Source organism: Bacteroides sp. RTP31139st1_H2_RTP31139_211217 (assembly GCF_040227615.1).
Classification (GTDB): domain Bacteria; phylum Bacteroidota; class Bacteroidia; order Bacteroidales; family Bacteroidaceae; genus Bacteroides; species Bacteroides uniformis.
This window is the reverse complement of the sequence record NZ_JBCNZM010000003.1, coordinates 8,001-26,578: the sequence shown is the minus strand read 5'-3', so window position 1 is coordinate 26,578 and position 18,578 is coordinate 8,001. Positions and strand designations below refer to the sequence as shown.

The window sequence follows — 18,578 nt, the reverse complement described above, 5'->3', positions numbered from 1 at the left end:
CCCGTTAAAAGCCGTTGTATAGCGAAACGACGCTCCAGAAAGCATCGGAACAACCAATATATAACCTAAACAACTTGATTATGGAATGGATTTTCAACCAGCTCAGGGAACGCCCCGAACTTGCCATTTTCCTCACTATATTCCTGGGATTCTGGCTGGGGAAACTGCGTATCGGTAAGTTTACGCTGGGCACAGTGACCAGTGTACTGCTTGTAGGCGTACTGGTAGGGCAACTGAATATAGCCGTACCGGGTCCGATAAAGTCGGTATTTTTTCTGCTTTTCCTTTTTGCCGTGGGCTATAAAGTGGGTCCCCAGTTCTTCCGCGGACTGAAAAAGGACGGATTGCCCCAAGTGGGCTTTGCCGTACTGATGTGTGTATCCGTACTGTTAGTGACCTGGCTGCTGGCCCTGATGATGGGCTACAATGCCGGTGAAGCTGCCGGACTGCTGGCCGGTTCGCAAACCATCTCCGCCGTCATCGGAGTGGCAGAAGACACCATGGCCAATATGGGACTGGACGAGGCCCAACGACAAAGTTACGTCAACATCATTCCCGTATCCTACGCCGTCACCTACATTTTCGGTACGGCAGGCTCGGCATGGGTCCTATCATCCATCGGTCCCAAGATGCTGGGCGGGCTGGAAAAGGTGAAAGCCGCCTGCAAGGAGCTGGAGGCGAAAATGGGCAGCTCTCTGGCTGACGAACCGGGATTCATGCCGGCGGCACGCCCCGTCACTTTCCGTGCCTACCGGGTCGAAAACGAATGGTTCAAGAATGGAAAGCGGGTGATTGACCTGGAAGTCTACTTCCGGCAGCACGACAAACGTCTATTTGTGGAACGCCTCCGCAAATCCGGAGTTGTGGTGGAAGTCAGCATGAACATACAGATAGAGCCGGGAGACGAAGTAGTGCTAAGCGGACGCCGCGAATACATCATAGGCGAAGAAAGCTGGATAGGGCCGGAAGTACAAGATGCCCAGCTCCTGGATTTTCCTGCCGAAAAGTTACCGGTTACAATCACACGCAAGACGGTTGCCGGCAAGACGGTTGCAGTTATCCGAAGGGAAAAGTTCATGCACGGTGTCAGTATCCGGAGCATCAAGCGCGCCGGAATATCCATTCCCGTGCTGGCACAAACGGTAGTAGATGCCGGCGACGTCATCGAAGTGGTAGGTACCAGGCAGGAAGTGGAAGCAGCAGCCAAACGTCTGGGGTATATAGACCGCCCTACCAACCAGACGGATATGATATTCGTAGGCCTTGGTATCCTTGTCGGAGGTTTGTTCGGAGCACTTTCCGTCCATATCGGCGGCATCCCCATCAGCTTGAGCACAAGCGGCGGCGCATTGATTGCGGGCTTGTTCTTCGGCTGGCTCCGCAGTAAGCACCCCACCTTCGGGCGCATTCCCGAACCTTCACAATGGGTGTTGAACAATGTCGGTCTGAACATGTTCATTGCGGTAGTGGGCATTTCGGCAGGTCCCAGTTTCGTGCAGGGCTTCCACGACGTAGGTATCAGCCTGTTTCTGGTGGGAGCAGCCGCCACCACCCTGCCGCTGATTATCGGCTTGCTGCTGGCAAGGTATGTTTTCAAGTTCCATCCGGCACTGGCTTTGGGCGTCTGCGCGGGGGCACGTACCACTACGGCCGCTTTAGGCGCGGTGCAGGATGCCGTTGAGAGTGAGACACCTGCTCTGGGATACACCGTGACCTATGCCGTGGGCAATACCTTATTAATAATATGGGGTGTAGTCATCGTTTTGCTAATATAAGACGATTCTGTACCAATGCTTACTAATCCGGAGCATTCAAAGAATTATTGCCGGAAATGCAAGCGACTATATACCCATTCACTAATAGCTATTCGTCCGACAGCTGTCGGACGATAATTCAACAGTTGTCGGACGATGATTCAACAACTGTCGGACGAAAAGGAAACATATATCGGACGATTAATTTCAAGCAAGGAAAGAAATAGTATACCGCATGAACAGAGATTATTCGCCGAATGACTGAAAACAATAAATAACGAACCTAAACTTGAGCTTATGGATACAAAACTTTTAGAAAAGAAAATGGAATCTATCAGTCCTTTCGAACTGAAGAACCGCCTGATAGACATGGCAGACGAGAGTCTGAAGAAAACCGCCCGTACCATGCTGAACGCAGGGCGCGGCAACCCCAACTGGATTGCAACCGCTCCACGCGAAGCCTTCTTCCTGTTGGGAAGCTTCGGCCTGGAAGAGTGCCGCCGCATCATGGATTTGCCCGAGGGAATTGCAGGCATCCCCGAAAAAAAAGGCATTGCCTCTCGCTTCGAAGCCTTCCTGAAAAAGAACAATAACGTACCGGGCGCCAAATTGCTGGAACAAACCTACAACTACCTGCTGATGCAGCATGCCGCCGACCCCGACAGCCTTGTACACGAATGGGCCGAAAGCATTGTAGGCGACCAGTATCCCGTGCCCGACCGCATCCTTCATTTTACGGAAATCCTTGTGCAAGATTACCTTTCGCAAGAGATGTGCGACAACCGTCCTCCCCGGGGTGCCTATGACCTGTTTGCCACCGAAGGTGGAACAGCCGCCATGTGCTACATCTTCGACTCCCTGCAGGAAAACTTCCTGCTGAACAAAGGGGACGGCATCGTCCTCATGGTTCCTGCCTTTACCCCCTATATTGAAATCCCACAACTCAGCCGCTACCAGTTTCGAGTGACCAAAATACATGCCAACCGCATGAATAACGAAGGGATGCACCTCTGGCAGTACAGCGACGAAGACATAGACCGCTTGAAAAGCCCTAAAATCAAGGCCCTCTTTGTCACCAATCCCAGTAATCCGCCCAGCTACACACTCAGTCCGGATACAATGGCGCGCATCGTGAGTATCGTCAGAAATGACAACCCTAATCTGATGATTATTACAGACGACGTATACGGTACATTCAGTCCGCACTTCCGTTCGTTCATGGCAGAAATTCCCTACAATACGCTTTGCGTCTATTCATTCTCCAAATACTTCGGTGCCACCGGATGGCGCAATGCGGTCATCGCCCTGCACGAATTCAATCTGTTCGACAAGCTGATAGCCAAACTGCCGAAAGAGAAACGGGAGATTCTGCACCGCCGCTACTCCACCCTCACTCTGGAACCTGAAAAACTGAAGTTTATCGACCGTATGGTTGCCGACAGTCGCCAGGTGGCACTGAACCATACCGCCGGACTGTCATTGCCACAACAGATGCAGATGGGCCTTTTCGCCGCCTTTGCCCTGCTGGACAAGGAAAACAAATACAAGCAAAAGATGCAGGAGATTATCCGCCGCCGATTGCATGCCCTTTGGGAGAATACCGGTTTCACGCTGACGGAAGACCCGTTGCGTGTAGGTTATTATACAGAAATCGACATGCTGGTTTGGGCAAAGAAGTTCTATGGGGACGACTTTGTAGAATATCTGAAACGTACCTACAGCCCGCTGAACGTAGTCTTCCGCCTTGCCAAAGAAACCTCTCTGGTGCTGCTGAACGGCGGTGGTTTTGACGGCCCCGAATGGAGCGTGCGCGCCTCACTCGCCAATCTGGACGAGAAAGACTATGCGACCATCGGCCAAGGCATTAAAAGGATATTGGACGAATATGCAAAAGAATTCTTTAAAAGCAGAAATTGAAAGGTGAAAGGTAAAACTTTCAAATTTCAATTAAATAGTATACGGAAGCGGGTCAATCCATCGTTGTAGGTACGTAGGGAGAACGTGCAACCATGACGGCTCAAAACTTCCCGGATAAACACCAGGCCAATTCCCTGCCCGTTCGGCTTGGTGGAAAAGAAGGGACTGAAGAGTTTAGCTTCGGTCTCTTTACTTATCCCCGGACCATTGTCAACGACTTCGACAGAAGCGGGGGCAGTGGTCCTTACTATTATCTCACCTTGCTGTCCGTTTTCTCCGGCATCCCCCTCTATACTTTCGGCAGCATTCTTGATGATATTCACAAGCACCTGCTCAAAAAGAGAAGCATCCATACGCACCATTCCCACCTCCGGGTCGCATTCCAGACGTAGCTCTATATTGCGGTCATTGCACATTCCTTCCATGAAACGCTTGCACATGGACACCAACTCATTCAGCTGGACGGGTGCCAGGGTAGGTTCGGGTATCTTTACCACATCTGCAAAACGGGTAATGAAACGGCTCATCGAGAAACAACGCTCCGTACAAACGCGCATCACGTCGCAGATGTCCTCCATATCATCTTCTGTAGAAAGTGCCTGCTCCACTGTATCGAGTGTGGAAGTGATGCCCGCAGTGGTATTGTTCACTTCATGAGCTATCATGCGGATTACCTTTTCATAGGCACGTTTCTCGGCACGCATCACTTCTTCCGTCATACGCTCTATCAAGAAAAAAGGATGTTTGAACCCTCTGTCAATAAAAGAAGAATGGGTGCATTTATAAATATTCGCGTCATTGAGACGGACCACTGCCGTCTCGTCTTTGGGAATGGACGAAAGTTCGGCAGCCAACGGGGAGTCCATCTGGTCCAGCCGCTTTGCCATCGCCTCCTCCATACGGACACCGAGCATCTTTACCGCCATCGGATTCAGTTGCGACACTTCATCGTCCATTGTCAGGATAATAACCCCCATTGGAGATGCCTGAATCAGCAAATCCAAGAAGTGATTCTGCTCGCGCATGCGCAACCGTTCATTCTTGAGCTGCTCCATCATTCGGTTAAAGATATTCACAATGCGGTCTGCTTCGTACTGCCCTACCCGGCTGAGACGACTACTGAAATCCTGCTCGCGCAGCAACTCCATACCGCTGCCTATGGTGTTCATCGGCTTCACTATCTTATTATAGAATACTATCAGATAGATAAGGATAAACCCGATGAGCCCCTCCAACACGTACAGATACAAAGAAGGCTTTCCACTCAGCAGATATACCAGCATTCCACCCAGACCGAGCAGAAAAAGGACAAGTATGAAGAAAAAGAATTTTATGCGCACGGGACTTGAATATTATATTTTTCCAAACGTCTGTAAAGCGCAGCGCGGCTGATGCCTAATGACACTGCCACTTGACTGAGATTCCCTTTATGCTGTTCCAACGCCTGCAAGATAGTCTGCCGCTCTATTTCATCCAAGGTCATACCTGCAAAAGAAGTACCTTCGGCAGCTTTGGCCGGTTCGTCGTGACGCAGATATTGGGCATCGAAATCCGTGGCATCCAGCACCGGCTTGCCGCTGACCAAAATGGTACGCTCCACCAGATTCTTCAACTCACGAATGTTGCCCGGATAAGGCAGGCGGGAAAGGAAATTCAGAGCGTCGGCCGAGAAATCCGTACGCGGCAAGCCGTTCACCACTGCCTGACGGTCGGCAAAGTGACGTGCCAGCAAAGGAATATCTTCACGGCGCTCCCGCAAGGAGGGCAGTTTTACGGTAATCAGGTTGATACGGTAAAAAAGGTCTTCACGGAAAGTACGTTCGGACACCATCTTGCGGAGGTCTGCATTAGTGGCGGACACAACGCGTACATCGACTTTGCGGGGACGGCTATCGCCCAGCACTTCGAATGTCTGGTCTTGAAGCACGCGCAGCAGTTTCACCTGGCAGGAAGGGTCGAGGTCACCAATCTCGTCGAGGAAGATAGTACCTTTATTTGCCATTTCAAAACGCCCTATACGGTCGGCGCTGGCATCGGTAAACGCCCCTTTCTTATGGCCGAACATCTCGCTCTCGAACAAGCTCTGCGAGATGCCACCAAGGTTCACCTTGACAAAGGGCTGCTTCACGCGTTGGCTGTTGATATGGATGGCTTCGGCAATCAGCTCCTTGCCCGTTCCGCTTTCGCCCGTAATCAGCACCGAAGCATTGGTACGGGCTATGCGGGCCACTGTATTCAGCACGTCCATCAGTCCTTTGGACTTGCCTATAATATGGCTGCGATTCAATGCGGTAGTCTGTTCTTCCGGCACCTCTTTCGGGGCTGCCGTAAGCTCAAGGGCCGTCTCGATGCGCTGCAAAAGAGCAGCATTGTTCCAAGGCTTGGTTATGAAATCGAATGCGCCGGCCTGCATACCCTGCACGGCAAGCTGGATACTTCCCCATGCCGTCATCAAAATAACGGGCACATCGGGACGGAACACCTTTACCTGCTTCAATAAGGTAAGTCCCTCTTCTCCGGTAGTGGAAAGAGTGAAGTTCATATCCATCAAAATCAAGACGGGTGCTTCGGCCCTAACTATATCCATAGCTTCGCGAGGGCCCGGAGCCGTTTTCACCTCATATCCGGCACGCTTCAGCATAAAGCTGAGGGAAGAGCGCACAGCACTATCGTCGTCTATTATCAGTATCATAAAAATTGTAGTTTGTTTCCCGCAAAAATAAGTAAAAAAGCAGAGTTATGAATGATAAGTTATAAGTTATTTACCTATAATATCGCATATACGGTACTTTTACCGGCAAATAATTCATAACTTATCACTTGCAACCCGTCGACTTATCCTCTTACCACCTCTTCAAAATCAGCTTCCAATTCCGTATCGCGTTCAAAATCCCAAAGGGTCAAGCTGCGGAGCTGATAGAAGTAATACCAATAGTAGTACAGCTCTGAAATATGCTTTTGACGGGCTTCGTCTTTAGAGTTCTGTGCATCGTTCAGGTCCAGGGTGCTGATTTTACCTATCATAAAGGTCTCTACACTGGTCTTGTAACGCTTCTCAGCAATGACATCCGCCTCTTCGGCTATGTCAAGCTGTTGCGCCTGGTTGTTGAAGTTAGCCACCAGCAAAAAGATGTCCTGATTAAAGTCCATCTGTTCCTGACGGATTCTGGACAAGACCACTTCACGGTTGCTCTTTGCCACCCTTACCTTGCCGCGGCGCTTGCCCCAGTCAAGGATAGGAATCTTGACGCCTACCTGCACAATCTGATTGTCAAGCAAGTCCCGGTAGGCTGAAGAGAATTCATGGTTCTGCCCCGTATAGCCCACACTGGCAAAGAGGTCGATGCTGCGCAAGTTTCCGCGTGCCGTTGCCACTTCATAATCAGCTTCGAGCTGGCGGCGGCGAATGTTCTGTGCAAAGGAGTTGCGTTCCAGTGCCTTGTTCAGCACACGGTCATACTCCATCTTTATATCGGGAACAGTGGCGGGCAACACCGGATTCAGGCTTTCCTGCTCGGACACCCCGAGGAAAGAACGGAGCTGGAACATTTTTGCATTCAGGTTGCTCTCTGCCTCAGTCACGTCGGCCTTGCCCTGCAATGAATTCAGTTTAAGCTGCAACAAATCATTCTCGGATATCTGTCCCATTTTACGTTTGGCTATGGCCACTTCATAAAGGCGGTCGGCATTCGTCTTGTTCTGCATGGCGGTAGCGAGCGATTCTTTGGCCAGCAGCAACTCAAAGAAATAAGTGATGGTTTTCATCGTCACCTCTTCCGTAGCTGAAATGAACTCGGCCTTTGCCTCAGCATAGCGTACGGGCTCTATACGGCGGTTCCACTTCAAGGTATTCACTCCGAAGACCGGCTGCGTCAACTCCAGGCTCACGGGGACTGACATGAACTGCTTCGCTCCTCCGGAACCCAGTTGTTTGAGATAATCCAGCGAAGAAGTCAGTGACAGCTTACCCCCCGTAAACCAAATGTTCTGGTCTACCGAAAGCTGTCCGGACAGCCCCAGTGTATTGTTGCGAACAAAGCTATAGGAGCCGTCGGAATTCTGGTAGGTACTGTAGGACTTGTTATAGTTGGGTAGTGTACCGGTGAAATTCACTTCCGGCAACAAGTCCGCACGGAATGTACGGTATTCCCAATACGCGGTTTTCAATTCATTCAATGCCACAGCAGCATCCACAGACTGCGTACGGGCCAGTACAATGGCCTCCGACAGCGTAATATTGCGTTCATGTCCCAAAGTATCATTCTGCGCCATGGTTGCCAACGGCATCAAAAAACAAACTGCAAGTAAAATATTCTTTTTCATGTTCAATCTTTAAAATTGTCGCAAACAGAAAAGCAAAGAGTGTGCCAAGTGGCCGGAAAGGTTTCATAGAGGGGTAAGTGTTCATTTTCGGACAGTGGGGATGTCCGTTAGCGGACGATATCAAGAAAACAACCGGTCTCTATCTAAAGTCTGAAAAAATCCTTCTAAAGTTCAATTAACCATTAATTAATTGATGAAAAATTTCTTTATTAAGGAAGAATTCTCTTTCTTTGTGCTGCTTTATACCTTTATTAAAAAGGATACAATACTAACATTAATTTATATAGTTATGAAGATTTCACACATTGAGCATCTGGGCATTGCCGTTAAGAGCATTGAAGAAGCCCTTCCGTACTACGAAAACGTTTTAGGTTTGAAATGCTACAACATCGAAACCGTGGAAGATCAGAAAGTTAGAACCGCTTTCCTGAAAGTGGGCGATGTAAAGATCGAATTGTTGGAACCTACTTCTCCCGAAAGCACAATTGCCAAGTTCATCGAAAAGAACAACGGTAACGGTGGCATGCATCATCTGGCATTTGCCGTTGAAGACGGAGTGGCCGGTGCGCTTGCCGAAGTCGAAGAAAAAGGTATCCGCCTTATAGACAAAGCTCCCCGCAAAGGTGCAGAAGGTCTGAACATTGCATTCCTGCATCCGAAGTCAACTCTCGGTGTCCTGACCGAGCTTTGCGAGAAACCGGAATAAGCAAGACTGTAAAATCATCAAATCATAAATTGTATAAACACTTAAAGAATATAAATTCATGAGTAATCAACTTGAAAAGATTAAAGAGCTTATAGACCGCCGCGCTGCAGCACGTCTCGGTGGTGGTGAAAAAGCGATTGCAAAGCAACACGAGAAGGGTAAATATACAGCTCGCGAGCGCATAGCCATGCTTCTCGACGAAGGCAGTTTCGAAGAAATGGACATGTTCGTAGAACATAGATGCACCAACTTCGGCATGGAAAAGAAACACTACCCCGGTGACGGTGTAGTAACCGGTTGCGGTACAATCGAAGGCCGTCTGGTTTATATCTTCGCACAGGACTTCACAGTTTCTGCCGGTTCACTGTCCGAAACCATGTCTCTGAAAATCTGTAAGATTATGGACCAAGCCATGAAAATGGGTGCTCCGTGTATCGGTATCAACGACTCGGGCGGTGCACGTATTCAGGAAGGTATTAATGCCTTGGCTGGCTACGCTGAAATCTTCCAACGTAACATACTTGCTTCGGGTGTCATTCCGCAGATTTCCGGTATTTTCGGTCCTTGTGCTGGTGGCGCCGTTTACTCTCCTGCCTTGACAGACTTTACTTTGATGATGGAAGGTACATCCTACATGTTCCTTACCGGTCCGAAGGTAGTAAAGACTGTAACCGGAGAAGACGTAAGCCAGGAAAACCTGGGTGGCGCGAGCGTTCACTCCACCAAATCTGGTGTTACTCATTTTACTGCACAGACAGAAGAAGAAGGTTTGGCTCTTATCCGCAAACTGTTGAGCTACATTCCCCAGAACAACCTGGAAGAAGCTCCCTATGTAGACTGTACAGACCCTATCGACCGTCTGGAAGATTCCCTGAACGACATCATTCCTGATAACCCGAACAAGCCGTACGATATGTACGAGGTAATTGGTGCTATCATAGATAATGGTGAGTTCCTCGAAATCCAAAAAGATTATTCAAAGAATATCATTATTGGTTTCGCACGTTTCAACGGACAGTCCGTAGGTATTGTTGCCAACCAGCCGAAGTATCTGGCAGGTGTGCTCGACAGCAACGCATCCCGCAAGGGCGCACGCTTCGTCCGTTTCTGCGACGCCTTCAATATTCCTATCGTATCATTGGTAGACGTACCGGGATTCCTTCCGGGAACCGGCCAGGAGTACAACGGCGTCATCCTGCACGGTGCCAAACTGCTGTATGCATACGGTGAAGCTACTGTACCCAAGGTTACCATCACACTGCGTAAATCCTACGGTGGTTCGCACATCGTGATGAGCTGTAAGCAGCTGCGTGGCGACATGAATTATGCTTGGCCTACTGCTGAAATCGCTGTAATGGGTGGTGCAGGTGCTGTAGAAGTATTATATGCCCGCGAAGCCAAAGAGCAGGAAAATCCGGCTCAATTCCTGGCTGAAAAAGAGGCTGAATACACCAAGTTGTTTGCCAATCCTTATAATGCAGCTAAATATGGCTACATTGATGATGTTATCGAACCGCGTAACACACGTTTCCGCATCATTCGTGCCCTGCAACAGTTGCAAACCAAGAAATTGACTAACCCGGCTAAGAAGCATGGTAATATTCCCTTGTAATCAAGCTTTTCACACTAAAACAAGAACGATTATGAATAAAACAAAAATCGGAATATTCCTTTCATTGATGCTGGTGTTGGGCTTTTGCTCTTCTTGCAAAGAACAGAAATCGAACAACAAACTGCTGCTGAATGAAGTGCTGGTCAACAACGAGAGCAACTATCAGGATGACTACGGTGTGCACAGCGCATGGATTGAAATATTCAACAGATCATACGGCAGCGCCGACCTTGCAGGTTGCTATCTGAAATTCAGCAGCCAGCCGGGTGATACTGCCAGTTATTTCATTCCCAAAGGTGACGTTCTGACACTCATAAAACCACGTCAGCATGCACTTTTCTGGGCTGATGGAGAACCAAGACGCGGTACATTTCATACGAACTTCAAACTGGATGCCACAAATGCCAACTGGATTGGGTTGTATGATTCCGGCAAGAAATTGCTTGATCAAGTCATAGTGCCTGCCGGTACTTTAAAAGCCAACCAATCCTATGCCCGTGTCAGTGATGCAGCCGACCAATGGGAAGTAAAGGGTGGAAGCGAAGATAAATATGTCACTCCGAGTACCAACAACAAGACTATCGACAGCAATGCCAAAATGGAAAAATTCGAAGAGCATGACAGCGTAGGTATCGGTATGGCTATTTCTGCCATGAGCGTTGTATTCTGCGGGCTGATATTACTCTACATCTCCTTCAAGATTATAGGTAAAATATCAGTTAACCTCAGCAAACGCAATGCCATGAAAGCTAAAGGTATTACTGATAAACAAGAAGCAAAAGAGAAACAACTGGGGCAGGTTCCGGGAGAAGTTTTTGCTGCCATTTCAATGGCCATGCACGAATTCCAAAGCGATGTACACGATGTGGAAGACACGATACTTACCATTACCCGTGTAAAACGCAGTTACTCACCGTGGAGTTCAAAGATTTATACGTTGCGTGAGACTCCTCACAAAAAGTAAGTCACCCATAATAAAATAAAACGATGAAAGAATATAAATATAAAATTAACGGTAACGTATATAAAGTTGCCATTGGAGATATTGAAGACAACATCGCTCATGTAGAAGTGAACGGTACTCCCTACAAAGTTGAAATGGAAAAAGCACCGAAGGTAGTTGTTAAACCGGTAGCACGTCCGGCAGCCACATCCGCTCCTGCTGCTCCTGCTACTCCGGTAGTAAAACCGGCCGCTGCTTCTACCGGCAAGTCAGGTGTAAAATCTCCGCTTCCCGGTGTAATCCTCGATATCAAAGTAAATGTCGGCGATACAGTAAAGAAGGGACAAGTTATCATCATTTTGGAAGCCATGAAGATGGAAAACAATATCAATGCTGATAAAGACGGTAAGATTACAGCCATCAATGTAAACAAAGGGGACTCTGTTCTCGAAGGTACTGACCTCGTAATTATTGAATAATATGGGAGAATTTATCACATTTTTAGGAAACAACCTTGCCGACTTCTGGACTTATACAGGTTTTGCCAATGCAACGGTAGGACATGTGGTAATGCTTCTGGTAGGTTTGTTTTTCATATACTTGGCTGTAGCCAAGGAATTTGAGCCGATGCTATTAATTCCTATCGGTTTCGGTATGCTGATTGGTAATATACCTTTCAATATGGAAGCCGGATTAAAAGTCGGTATCTATGAAGAAGGTTCCGTACTTAATATTCTGTACCAGGGAGTAACCTCCGGTTGGTACCCGCCACTCATATTCCTGGGTATCGGTGCCATGACGGATTTCTCTGCTTTGATATCGAACCCCAAATTAATGTTGGTTGGTGCAGCAGCCCAATTCGGTATATTCGGTGCTTATATGATTGCCCTTGCCATAGGATTTGACCCGATGCAGGCTGGTGCAATCGGTATCATTGGTGGTGCCGATGGTCCGACTGCCATCTTCCTCTCTTCTAAACTGGCTCCTAACTTAATGGGTGCCATTGCAGTATCAGCCTATTCATATATGGCATTAGTACCGGTGATACAGCCGCCTATTATGCGTTGGCTGACCAGTAAAAATGAACGTCTTATCCGTATGAAACCTCCCCGTGTGGTTTCACATACGGAAAAAGTAATGTTCCCGATTATCGGTTTGTTACTGACCACATTCCTTGTACCATCCGGTCTGCCTTTGCTGGGTATGCTGTTCTTCGGTAATTTACTGAAAGAAAGTGGAGTTACACGTCGTCTGGCAAACACAGCCAGTGGTCCGCTGATTGATACCATTACTATTCTGCTTGGTTTGACAGTAGGTGCTTCTACGCAAGCATCCGAGTTCTTAACCCTTGATTCAATCAAGATATTCGGTCTGGGCGCCTTATCATTTGTCATTGCCACAGCATCCGGTGTCATCTTCGTGAAGATTTTCAACCTCTTCCTGAAGAAAGGCAACAAGATTAATCCGTTGATCGGTAATGCCGGTGTATCTGCCGTACCCGACTCTGCACGTATCTCCCAAGTAGTAGGTCTGGAATACGATCCTACCAACTATCTGCTGATGCATGCCATGGGCCCGAACGTTGCCGGTGTAATCGGTTCCGCTGTAGCAGCAGGTATCCTGCTGGGATTCTTAATGTAATACATTTATTCATTCCATTATCCGGATTGAATTCCGAACTATTTTAAAGCCCCTCCATCATTTTTGGAGGGGCTTTTTCGTTAATTTATCTAAAACAGATTACGATTATTTCGTAAATACATTCTTTTTAGTAACTTGCAGTCAGTTTAACCTCATATAAATGATATACTGTATGCGAAAGCTTTTTATCTCCTTATGTTTCAGTGCATGCTGTTCACTTCTGGCGGCACAGACCACAAACCCCATTCAAGAGGCGATGGCCAACTACGATTATGAAACAGCCTTGATGCTGATCGATCAAGAAACCCCGACCGTCCCCCTACTCTACCAAAAAGGGAAAGCGCTGAAAGGGCTGGGCAATAACCTTGAAGCTCTGAGCGTATTTCAGGAAGTCGTAGCTCAGGATTCTCTCAATCCCCGGGCATACATTGAAGCTGCCGAATGCTGCAAATCACTTGCCAAATATAGCGAGGCACTGGATTACTACCAAAATGCGCTCCACATAAATCCGGACAATAAATACGCACGCATCCAGTATATCAGTCTGCTGATGAACATGAAGAGATACCGTGAGTCTCTAAAGGAAAGCAACCTGCTGGCAGAAAGGGACAGTTCCGCCTATGTACTACACCTTAGAGCCGAAAGTATGGGGCAAGTCTATGACAACACAGAAATCATGCATGTGATAGATGCCTACCTGGACATACAGAAAAGATATCCCAATGATTACCTGTCTGCTGCCAAACTCGGCAACATCTATGTAGCAGGCCACCAGTATGAAGACGCCATAAACATAACGGAGAAATACCGTTCCATAGACTCCACCAACGTCCTTGTGAACCGCATCAATGCCCAAGCCTATTGCCTGAACAAAGATTACCCCAAAGCAATAGAAAGATATGAACAACTGTTACAGGAAAAAGACAGTTCTTTCCAAACCTGCTTCTACGCCGGAATCAGCTATTATGCCCTCGAAGACTTCTACCCAGCACACGACCTGCTGGAAAGGGCTCTTAAAGATGACAATACCAACATCAACGTTCTCTATTATCTGGGACGCGCCTGCTCCAAGACATCATGGAAAGAGGATGGAGTGACTTATCTGGAAACTGCCGTAAGCCTCGCCATGCCCAGCGACAGTGTCATGTCCCGCCTATATGTGGGGCTTGCGGACTGCTACAAGATGGCATTTCAATACACCGACCAGGCGAATACCCTTCTGACACAATACGAAAAATACGACCGACAGAAACACAAACTGCTCTACGACGCAGCCTTTGTCTATTATTACTATCTGAAAGATGTGTCCAAAGCAGAGAGATACCTAACGGCCTACCTGAAAACCCGTCCGAAAAACAGCAAGGACAAAGTGCAGGAAGTAGATGCAGACGGAGTTCCCATCATCGGAGAAGACAACCGATACAATGCCGCCGAAAACTGGCTGAAGGACATCAGAGAAAAGCGCAAGAAAGAGGACTTCTTCAAGGGAAAGGTCGATACCGCCAGCGTAACCCCCATCAAATAGCCCCAATGAAAACGTTTGCATAATATAATAAGGTACAGTAACGGAGAAAGATTAACTTTCTCCGTTATTTGTTTTAAATTAGCGCAAAAATTAACCGTAAAGTTACTATCATGAAAAAAGTATTCTTAATCTTGGGAACACTCTTACTCTCCCTCAGTACGTATGCAGCTATGAATGTGAACAAAATCGACCCTCCGTTTTGGTACACCGGCATGCAGAACCCGGAACTCCAGCTGATGGTCTATGGCGAAGGCATCGGCAACGCGGCAGTATCCGTCAATTATCCCGGCGTCTCATTGAGCAGCACCGTCAAGCTGGAAAGCAACAACTACCTCCTGGTCTATCTGAAACTGGACAAGGATGTAAAACCCGGCAAATTCAACCTCACCTTCACTGAAGGAAAAAAGAAACTCGTAAAGGAATATGAACTGAAGGCACGCAACAAGAAAGGTTGCGAACATAAAGGTTTCGACGCCTCCGACGCACTGTACCTGCTGATGCCCGACCGCTTTGCCAATGGCAATCCGGACAATGACCAGATTGCGGGCATGGCCGAGTACAAGATAGACCGCAATGACCCCAATGCACGCCACGGCGGTGACCTTGCCGGCATCGAACAACACCTGGACTACTTCTCCGACCTCGGCGTCACAGCCCTCTGGTTTACTCCGGTACTGGAAAACAACATGACCGGCGGTTCCTATCACGGCTATGCCACCACAGACTACTACAAGGTAGACCCGCGCTTCGGTACCAACGAAGAATACAAGCAACTGATTGAAAAAGCCCATGCACGCGGCATCAAAATCGTAATGGACATGATTTTCAACCACTGCGGCGTAGAGCATGTATGGATTAAGGACATGCCCTCCAAAGACTGGTTCAACAACCCCGACCACGAAAACAACTTCGTGCAGACTTCCTTCAAACTGACCCCGCACGTAGACCCTTATACTTCCCAGTACGATGCCGACCAGATGAACGACGGCTGGTTCGTACCTTCCATGCCCGACCTCAACCAGAAGAACCCTCACGTTTACCGCTACCTGGTACAGAACAGTTTCTGGTGGATTGAATTCGCCAACATCGACGGCATCCGCATGGACACTTACCCGTATGCCGACTATGATGCCATGAGCAACTGGATGAAAGAGCTCAACGAAGAATATCCCAACTACAACACCGTGGGCGAGACCTGGGTTACCGAACCCGCCTACACCGCCTGGTGGCAGAAGGATTCCAAGCTATCAGCCCCCAAGAACAGTAACCTCAAGACCGTTATGGACTTCAGCTTCTTTGACAAGATAAACACCGCCAAGAATGAACAGACCGAAACTTGGTTCAAGGGACTGGACCGCATATACAATAACTTCGTATACGACTTCCTCTACCCCAACCCCGCTTCCGTACTGGCATTCATCGAAAACCACGACACCGACCGCTTCCTGGGCGAAGGCGACAACCTTCCGATGCTGAAGCAAGCCTCTACCCTGCTGCTTACCACCCGCCGCATTCCGCAACTCTACTACGGAACGGAAGTCATGATGAATGGCGTGAAGAGCAAGAGCGACGGCTATGTCCGCAAGGACTTCCCCGGCGGATGGACCGGTGACGCAACAAACGCACTGACCCCAGCCGGACGTACCAAGATACAGAACGAGTGCTACGACTTCTACAAGACCATCCTGAACTGGCGCAAAGGAAACGATGTGATTGCCAAAGGCAACATGGTGCAGTTCATGGTACAGAATGGTGTTTATGCCTACGCACGCCAGTACGAAGGCAAGACGGTATTCGTGATGCTGAACGGTACAGATGCAGAGACCACCGTTCCTTTGAAATTCTACAAGGAAATCCTGAAAAACAGCAAGCAGGGAAAAGATATTCTTAGCGGCAAGGCCATCACCTTCGGTGAAGAGCTGAAGATGGGCCCCAGAGAATCATTAGTGATAGAATTATAACGCGTACTCCACACAGAGAGCTCATTCTTGCAAATCTCCCTTGCAGATAGCTTGCAGACACCTCGCCTGCCAGCTATCTGCAAGGGATTTTTAGTATGGAACAGGTGTCACGGAGATATGCCTTTCACCGGCCTCAAATACAGCTAATCTGTTAGTTCATAACGGTGAACACTTTGTTCCAGTATAGAGAAACAAAGTGTTCTTACGTATTGGAACGAAGTGTTTTTGCATATTGGAACGAAGTGTTCTCTTTATTGAAACAAACTGTTCAGTTAAGGGAAACAGACTGTTTTGTTAAAGGAAACAGACTGTTGTACACGTTGAAACATCCGCTTCTGAAATAAGCGGCGAACTTAACCATCCCACAACACCGGCCTATATACAACAAGTCAGCCCTTGCAACATCAATATTGCAAGGGCTGACGCTATATTCGGATTATCTTTCGATTAGTCCAGTTGAGCCAATTTGTTCTCTGAACCAAGCACGTTGATGATTTTATGCTTGTACAGTTTTTCCATATTGTCACGAGCCGGACCCAGATACTTACGCGGGTCGAATTCTGCCGGTTTTTCAGCAAATGTCTTGCGGATAGCAGCTGTCATAGCCAGACGTGAGTCAGAGTCGATGTTGATTTTGCAAACAGCAGACTTGGCAGCCTTACGCAACTGCTCTTCGGGGATACCGATAGCAGCTTCCAGCTTACCACCATACTTGTTGATAGTATCAACTTCTTCCTGAGGAACTGAAGAAGAACCGTGAAGAACGATGGGGAATCCCGGAAGTTTCTCCATTACAGCATCCAGAACGGCAAATTCCAAAGGAGGAGGAACCAGACGACCGGTAGCAGGGTCAACGTGGCATTGTTCGGGTTTGAACTTGTATGCACCATGAGAAGTACCGATTGAGATAGCCAGTGAATCGCAACCTGTACGGGTAGCGAAGTCAATAACTTCTTCAGGATTAGTATATGTATGGTGTTCTGCAGAAACTTCATCTTCTACACCGGCCAATACACCGAGTTCGCCTTCTACAGTTACGTCGAACTGATGGGCATAGTCAACTACCTTCTTAGTCAGTGCAACGTTTTCTTCGTACGGAAGGTGTGAACCGTCAATCATTACTGAAGAGAAACCGGAGTCGATACAGCTCTTGCAAGTTTCGAATGTATCTCCGTGGTCAAGGTGAAGAACAATTTCAGGATGTTTGCAACCCAATTCCTTAGCGTACTCAACAGCACCCTGAGCCATGTAACGCAACAGCGTAGCGTTGGCATACTGACGGGCACCCTTAGATACCTGAAGAATAACCGGAGACTTTGTTTCAACTGCAGCCTTGATGATAGCCTGCATCTGTTCCATATTGTTGAAGTTGAATGCCGGAATAGCATATCCACCTTTGATAGCCTTAGCAAACATCTCTCTTGTGTTTACCAGTCCTAAATCTTTGTAATTAACCATTTTGTTTAAATTTTATTGTTAGTGAATTAAAATTCTACGCAAAAGTAATCATTATCCTTTAAAGTAAAGAACTTGACGGGAATAAAATATCCGGCTCATCCTACCAAATCCATTCTATTTTAAAGCTATTGGCTTCATTTAACAGATTATTGTAATCTCTATATTACAAACTCTTTGCATTTATCTCTGCCAGCCATACTTTTGCCATCTATACTTCTATCAACAAAAAAGCCGGAGAACATGTTTGCTCTCCGGCATCTGTTTACACATTATTATGTAATACTAATTTTTCAGATAGATGATGGTCGGCAAATGGTCACTGTAACCGTTCAGCCAAGTCCTGCCCCCATGCGTACGCAAGGGGGAACCTTTGTATTTGCCATCCTGCTGAATCAGATAATCGCGGATGAAAACTTCATTGTGATCATAGCGCAACCCTTTCTTAGCCTTCAGCAACGGTTTCGAAATGACAATCTGGTCAAACAAGTTCCACTTGCCCCGATAGAGCAATGTCCCCACTCCCTTGTCTTCCAGTGTCTCCCACCAGGGATTGTAGAATTCGCCTTTCTTCACCTGCTTCGGATATTTGCGTGCACCCAGCACCTCCATGCTTTCATCCATCGGGTCGTCATTCATATCCCCCATCACGATGAGTTTCAGCTTCTTGTCGCTACGCATCAGAGAGTCCTTCAAGGCCTTTACCTGCCTGGCTGCATGCACACGCACCGGTGACTTTGC

The 18,578-nt window shown here is 47.8% G+C and carries 13 protein-coding genes and 1 pseudogene; 9 read left to right on the top strand and 5 right to left on the bottom strand.

Annotated elements, in window-relative coordinates; translation table 11 throughout:
• Window positions 1-80: 80 nt before the first annotated feature.
• Together aspT and aspD are read left to right on the top strand one after the other, a co-directional pair.
• Entirely contained in the window at window positions 81-1,775 is a 1,695-nt protein-coding gene (gene aspT, locus ABUA47_RS00920) for an aspartate-alanine antiporter (RefSeq protein ID WP_005826770.1), read from the top strand.
• A gap of 276 nt (window positions 1,776-2,051) precedes the next feature.
• Window positions 2,052-3,671, top strand: a complete 1,620-nt coding sequence (gene aspD, locus ABUA47_RS00915) for an aspartate 4-decarboxylase (protein ID WP_009036793.1) — start codon at window positions 2,052-2,054, stop codon at window positions 3,669-3,671.
• Between the two features lie 26 nt (window positions 3,672-3,697).
• On the opposite strand, the gene ABUA47_RS00910 is transcribed toward aspD, so the two are convergent.
• From ABUA47_RS00910 to ABUA47_RS00900, 3 genes are all read right to left on the bottom strand, one after another.
• On the bottom strand, window positions 3,698-5,011 hold the full coding sequence (locus ABUA47_RS00910) for a sensor histidine kinase (protein ID WP_005826777.1): 1,314 nt from the start codon (window positions 5,009-5,011) through the stop codon (window positions 3,698-3,700).
• Window positions 5,002-6,363, bottom strand: coding sequence for a sigma-54-dependent transcriptional regulator (locus ABUA47_RS00905; protein ID WP_035449405.1), 1,362 nt, complete (start codon window positions 6,361-6,363; stop codon window positions 5,002-5,004). The genes ABUA47_RS00910 and ABUA47_RS00905 overlap by 10 nt, the downstream gene beginning before the upstream one ends.
• Window positions 6,364-6,506: 143 nt before the next feature.
• On the bottom strand, window positions 6,507-7,994 hold the full coding sequence (locus tag ABUA47_RS00900; protein WP_005826781.1) for a TolC family protein: 1,488 nt from the start codon (window positions 7,992-7,994) through the stop codon (window positions 6,507-6,509).
• Window positions 7,995-8,283: 289 nt separating this feature from the next.
• Here ABUA47_RS00900 and mce point away from each other — a divergent pair, with 289 nt between their 5' ends.
• The 7 genes from mce to ABUA47_RS00865 all read left to right on the top strand — a co-directional run bounded on the left by mce (window position 8,284) and on the right by ABUA47_RS00865 (window position 16,382).
• A complete protein-coding gene (mce, locus tag ABUA47_RS00895; RefSeq protein ID WP_009036790.1) occupies window positions 8,284-8,700 on the top strand; it encodes a methylmalonyl-CoA epimerase in 417 nt (138 codons plus the stop codon).
• A gap of 58 nt (window positions 8,701-8,758) precedes the next feature.
• Window positions 8,759-10,312 (top strand): acyl-CoA carboxylase subunit beta, encoded by a 1,554-nt coding sequence (locus ABUA47_RS00890; protein ID WP_005826784.1) that lies wholly within the window; start codon window positions 8,759-8,761, stop codon window positions 10,310-10,312.
• A 31-nt stretch (window positions 10,313-10,343) separates the two neighbouring features.
• Window positions 10,344-11,276, top strand: coding sequence for an OadG family transporter subunit (locus ABUA47_RS00885; protein WP_005835954.1), 933 nt, complete (start codon window positions 10,344-10,346; stop codon window positions 11,274-11,276).
• A 23-nt stretch (window positions 11,277-11,299) separates the two neighbouring features.
• Window positions 11,300-11,734: a biotin/lipoyl-containing protein gene (locus ABUA47_RS00880; RefSeq protein WP_005826788.1), complete on the top strand. Its 435-nt coding sequence runs from the start codon at window positions 11,300-11,302 to the stop codon at window positions 11,732-11,734.
• A 1-nt stretch (window position 11,735) separates the two neighbouring features.
• Window positions 11,736-12,896 carry a sodium ion-translocating decarboxylase subunit beta gene (locus ABUA47_RS00875; RefSeq protein WP_005826789.1) on the top strand — a complete coding sequence of 387 codons (1,161 nt, stop codon included), beginning with the start codon at window positions 11,736-11,738 and terminating at the stop codon, window positions 12,894-12,896.
• A 172-nt stretch (window positions 12,897-13,068) separates the two neighbouring features.
• Window positions 13,069-14,421, top strand: a complete 1,353-nt coding sequence (locus ABUA47_RS00870) for a tetratricopeptide repeat protein (RefSeq protein ID WP_035449406.1) — start codon at window positions 13,069-13,071, stop codon at window positions 14,419-14,421.
• A gap of 110 nt (window positions 14,422-14,531) precedes the next feature.
• The gene (locus tag ABUA47_RS00865; RefSeq protein ID WP_035449407.1) at window positions 14,532-16,382 is read left to right on the top strand and encodes a glycoside hydrolase family 13 protein; all 1,851 of its coding nucleotides are present in this window, start codon (window positions 14,532-14,534) and stop codon (window positions 16,380-16,382) included.
• A gap of 447 nt (window positions 16,383-16,829) precedes the next feature.
• Here the strand turns inward: ABUA47_RS00865 and ABUA47_RS00860 are convergent, their stop codons facing one another.
• Together ABUA47_RS00860 and ABUA47_RS00855 are read right to left on the bottom strand one after the other, a co-directional pair.
• Complete coding sequence (locus ABUA47_RS00860) at window positions 16,830-17,840, bottom strand: class II fructose-bisphosphate aldolase (protein WP_005826798.1); 1,011 nt, start codon at window positions 17,838-17,840, stop codon at window positions 16,830-16,832.
• A 282-nt stretch (window positions 17,841-18,122) separates the two neighbouring features.
• Window positions 18,123-18,578 (bottom strand): annotated as a pseudogene (locus tag ABUA47_RS00855) (endonuclease/exonuclease/phosphatase family protein); the annotation flags it as partial.

Bases quoted from the DNA above. Each gene is read 5' to 3' on its own strand.
- ABUA47_RS00870 (WP_035449406.1), top strand. From the start codon at position 13,069: ATGCGAAAGCTTTTTATCTCCTTATGTTTCAGTGCATGCTGTTCACTT.
- mce (WP_009036790.1), top strand. From the start codon at position 8,284: ATGAAGATTTCACACATTGAGCATCTGGGCATTGCCGTTAAGAGCATT.
- aspD (WP_009036793.1), top strand. From the start codon at position 2,052: ATGGATACAAAACTTTTAGAAAAGAAAATGGAATCTATCAGTCCTTTC.
- ABUA47_RS00860 (WP_005826798.1), bottom strand. From the start codon at position 17,840: ATGGTTAATTACAAAGATTTAGGACTGGTAAACACAAGAGAGATGTTT.
- ABUA47_RS00865 (WP_035449407.1), top strand. From the start codon at position 14,532: ATGAAAAAAGTATTCTTAATCTTGGGAACACTCTTACTCTCCCTCAGT.
- ABUA47_RS00900 (WP_005826781.1), bottom strand. From the start codon at position 7,994: ATGAAAAAGAATATTTTACTTGCAGTTTGTTTTTTGATGCCGTTGGCA.
- ABUA47_RS00875 (WP_005826789.1), top strand. From the start codon at position 11,736: ATGGGAGAATTTATCACATTTTTAGGAAACAACCTTGCCGACTTCTGG.
- ABUA47_RS00885 (WP_005835954.1), top strand. From the start codon at position 10,344: ATGAATAAAACAAAAATCGGAATATTCCTTTCATTGATGCTGGTGTTG.
- ABUA47_RS00880 (WP_005826788.1), top strand. From the start codon at position 11,300: ATGAAAGAATATAAATATAAAATTAACGGTAACGTATATAAAGTTGCC.
- ABUA47_RS00890 (WP_005826784.1), top strand. From the start codon at position 8,759: ATGAGTAATCAACTTGAAAAGATTAAAGAGCTTATAGACCGCCGCGCT.
- aspT (WP_005826770.1), top strand. From the start codon at position 81: ATGGAATGGATTTTCAACCAGCTCAGGGAACGCCCCGAACTTGCCATT.
- ABUA47_RS00905 (WP_035449405.1), bottom strand. From the start codon at position 6,363: ATGATACTGATAATAGACGACGATAGTGCTGTGCGCTCTTCCCTCAGC.